Origin of the sequence: Methylibium sp. T29 (assembly GCF_000576205.1) — a bacterium.
Taxonomy (GTDB): domain Bacteria; phylum Pseudomonadota; class Gammaproteobacteria; order Burkholderiales; family Burkholderiaceae_C; genus Methylibium; species Methylibium petroleiphilum.
Window position 1 is genome coordinate 1 of sequence record NZ_AZND01000329.1, and the last position, 3,103, is coordinate 3,103.

The 3,103-nt window shown below is 72.6% G+C and carries 5 protein-coding genes and 1 pseudogene; 5 read left to right on the plus strand and 1 reads right to left on the minus strand.

Annotated features, from left to right (window positions below; all coding sequences use genetic code 11):
• The coding region (locus x551_RS20320) for an alpha-ketoglutarate-dependent dioxygenase AlkB (RefSeq protein WP_036250675.1) at positions 1-382 on the plus strand (382 nt) is incomplete at its 5' end.
• A 43-nt stretch (positions 383-425) separates the two neighbouring features.
• Positions 426-875, plus strand: coding sequence for a hypothetical protein (locus tag x551_RS20325; RefSeq protein ID WP_036235514.1), 450 nt, complete (start codon positions 426-428; stop codon positions 873-875).
• Here x551_RS20325 and x551_RS20330 read toward each other — a convergent pair whose 3' ends face one another.
• Entirely contained in the window at positions 876-1,421 is a 546-nt protein-coding gene (locus x551_RS20330) for an Lrp/AsnC ligand binding domain-containing protein (RefSeq protein ID WP_231497796.1), read from the minus strand.
• A 93-nt stretch (positions 1,422-1,514) separates the two neighbouring features.
• Here x551_RS20330 and x551_RS28255 point away from each other — a divergent pair, with 93 nt between their 5' ends.
• The 3 genes and pseudogenes from x551_RS28255 to x551_RS28265 form a co-directional block, all read left to right on the plus strand.
• Positions 1,515-1,802: a hypothetical protein gene (locus tag x551_RS28255; RefSeq protein ID WP_343252162.1), complete on the plus strand. Its 288-nt coding sequence runs from the start codon at positions 1,515-1,517 to the stop codon at positions 1,800-1,802.
• A pseudogene (locus tag x551_RS28260) lies at positions 1,772-2,761 on the plus strand (proline dehydrogenase family protein); the annotation flags it as partial. The gene x551_RS28255 and the pseudogene x551_RS28260, both read left to right, overlap by 31 nt.
• Positions 2,762-2,868: 107 nt before the next feature.
• Positions 2,869-3,103, plus strand: a 235-nt coding sequence (locus x551_RS28265; protein WP_343252163.1) for a proline dehydrogenase family protein, incomplete at its 3' end; no start/stop codon positions are given.

The following is a 3,103-nucleotide window of genomic DNA, read 5'->3' on the forward strand; positions in this document are numbered from 1 at the left end:
GCCCTGGCCCACGATGCCGCGCCGCTTCGGCGAGCTGGCCGCGCGGGCCGCGGCGCAGGCCGGCTACTCCGGCTTCGCGCCCGACGCCTGCCTGATCAACCGCTACGAGCCGGGCGCTCGACTGAGCCTGCACCAGGACCGCAACGAGCGCGACTTCAGCGCGCCCATCGTCTCGGTGTCGCTGGGCCTGCCGGCGGTCTTCCTGTTCGGCGGTGGCCGGCGCAGCGACCCCACCACGCGGGTGCCGCTGGTGCATGGCGATGTGGCGGTGTGGGGCGGCCCGTCGCGGCTGCGCTACCACGGCGTGCTGGCCCTGAAGGACGGTGAACACGCGGCGACCGGGAACTGCCGCATCAACCTCACCTTCCGGCGTGCGGGTTGACCGTGCACGGGGCGCGCCGTCCTCGCGGCGAGAACAGGCTCCCATGACGACACGAACCAGGCGCTGGTGCGGGGCCCTCGTCGCCGGTCTCTGCGCCGTCGGTGCGGCCGCCGCCGACGAGCGAGAGGCCCCGCCGCGCCGGCTCTACGACTTGAGCACCGAGACCGGCATGCCGCACCTCGACGAGAACCTGCGCTACGCGGTGCGCAGGGAGCAACGCTGTCTCGCCGTGGCCGACCGCGCGACGGTGTTCTGGATGCTGCAGGACGTGTCGCTGCAGGACTGCCGCCTCGAGCCGTTGGATGACGCCACCTACCGGCTGGCCTGCCACGGCGGCCACGGCACCACCGGCGATGCGCGCTGGCAGTCCGACGCGCGCGATCGGTGGACCGGCACGCTGAACGTGCGCCTGGGCGGCAAGAACATGACCTTCTTCCAGCGCGTCACCGCCACGCCGGTCGGCGAGTGCGGCGACGCGCATGCGCGGCCCTAGCTAGAGCGGCAGCGCCGTGGTGTTCTTCACTTCCTCCATCACCGCGTAGGTGCGCGTCTCGCGCACGCCGGGCAGCGCCCAGATCACGCTGGCCAGCATCTCGCGGTAGGCCGCCATGTCGGCCACGCGCGTCTTGATCAGGTAGTCGAAGCCGCCGGCCACCAGGTGGCATTCCAGGATCTCGGGCCGCACCTGCACCGCGGCCCGAAAGCTCTCCATCACGTCGGGCGCCGTGCGGTCCAGCATCACCTCGATGAACACCAGCATCGCCGCGCCCAGCCGCGCCGGATTCAGGCGCGCCTCGTAGCCGAGGATCACGCCGTCGCGCGTGAGCCGCTTCACCCGCTCCAGCACGGCCGTCGGCGACAGATGCACCTGCTGCGCGAGTTCGAGGTTGGTGATGCGGCCATCGCGCTGCAGCACGCGCAGGATGCGCTGGTCGGTGCGGTCCAGGCCCTCGATGGCCCGTGGTGGGGGCTCGGCGACCGCGGCCCCCGCGCGGGCGGCCTTGGGCTTCGTGCTGGATTTTGTGCGGCTGGAAGGCATGAGCTTGGTGAATCATTCGGCAAGGACGGCCTTACGCTAACAGGAACGGCGGCCAACGGGGCGGCCGGTCCACGCCGATCGAGGTCTGCCACCATGCCGCTGCCCACCGCCACGCCCGCCGCCCGCCTGCCGTCGCCGCTGCGCGACGAGGCGTCCGTTCTCCAGGCCCGGTTGGCGGCGCTGGCCGGAGCGCTCGACTGGGCCGGCGTGCAGGCGCTGGCGCGTCGCTGGGTGCAGGCGGTGCGCGACGAACCGGCGCCGTTCTGGGCCATGGAGTCGCTGCTGCGCGAGTACCCGATCTCCAGCGCCGAAGGCCTGGCGCTGATGCGGCTGGCCGAGCGCTGCTGCGCGTGCCCGATGCCGCCACCGCGATCGCGCTGACCGCCGACCAGCTGGGCCGCGCCGATTTCGACACCGCCGCCACCGGCGGCGACGGCCCGCACAAGAGGCTGGCCAGCCTGTCGGCCAGCGCGATCGCGCTGTCCAAGAAGTTCCTGCCCGACGGCGAGCACCCGCCCGGCCTGCTGCAGCGCCTGGGCGCGCAGACCGTGGTGGCGGCGACGGTGCGCGCCATCCAGTTGCTGGGCCGGCAGTTCGTGCTCGGCCAGTCGATCGCCGAGGCGCTGGGCGAGGCCCGCAGTCAGCGCCAGGCCCAGCCGCAACTGCGCTTCAGCTTCGACATGCTGGGCGAGGGCGCCCGCACCGCGCACGATGCGCAGCGCTACCTGCGCTCCTACCGCGACGCCATCGCGGCCATTGCCGCCACCGCCGTGGCCGGTGCCGGCCCGGAAGCCAACGACGGCATCTCGATCAAGCTGTCGGCGCTGTTCCCGCGCTACGAAGATGCGCAGCGGGCGCGCGTCTTCGCCGAGCTGCTGCCGCGCGTGCTGGGTCTGATCGACGACGCAGCGGCGGCCGACGTCAACCTCACCGTGGATGCCGAAGAGAGCGATCGGCTCGAACTCTCGCTCGAGCTGATCGACGCTGCTGCCGCGCACATCGCCGCGCGCCACCCGCGCTGGCGCGGCTTCGGCCTCGCGATCCAGGCCTACCAGACGCGCGCCGAGGAATGCGTGCACGAGGTCGCGCGCATCGCCCGCCACCACGGCCTGCGCTTCATGGTGCGGCTGGTCAAGGGCGCCTACTGGGACGGCGAGATCAAGCGCGCGCAGGAGCTCGGCTTGGCCGCCTACCCGGTGTTCACGCACAAGCACCACACCGACATCTCCTACCTCGCGTGCGCGAAGGCGCTGCTCGACCACGCCGACGTCATCTACCCGCAGTTCGCCACCCACAACGCCGGCACCGTCGCGGCCATCGTGCAGATGGCGCGGGTGCGCGGCACGCCGTTCGAGTTGCAACGGCTGCACGGCATGGGGGAGGGTGTGTACCGCGAGGTGTCGCGGTACACACCTCCCGCTCCCCCCGCTCAAGCGGGGGCTTGCCGGTGCGCATCTACGCGCCGGTCGGCGAGCACCGCGACCTGCTGGCCTACCTGGTGCGCCGCCTGCTGGAGAACGGCGCCAACTCGTCGTTCGTGCACCAGCTGGCCGACCCGCAGGTCGATGTCGACGCGCTGCTCGCGTCGCCGCTGCAGGCCGCGCCCGAGCCGGGCCAGCCGTCGCCGCTGCTGCTCTACGGCAGCGCGCGTCGCAACGCGCTGGGCGTCGACCTGAGCATCG

Bases quoted from the DNA above. Each gene is read 5' to 3' on its own strand.
- x551_RS20330 (WP_231497796.1), bottom strand. From the start codon at position 1,421: ATGCCTTCCAGCCGCACAAAATCCAGCACGAAGCCCAAGGCCGCCCGC.
- x551_RS28255 (WP_343252162.1), top strand. From the start codon at position 1,515: ATGCCGCTGCCCACCGCCACGCCCGCCGCCCGCCTGCCGTCGCCGCTG.
- x551_RS20325 (WP_036235514.1), top strand. From the start codon at position 426: ATGACGACACGAACCAGGCGCTGGTGCGGGGCCCTCGTCGCCGGTCTC.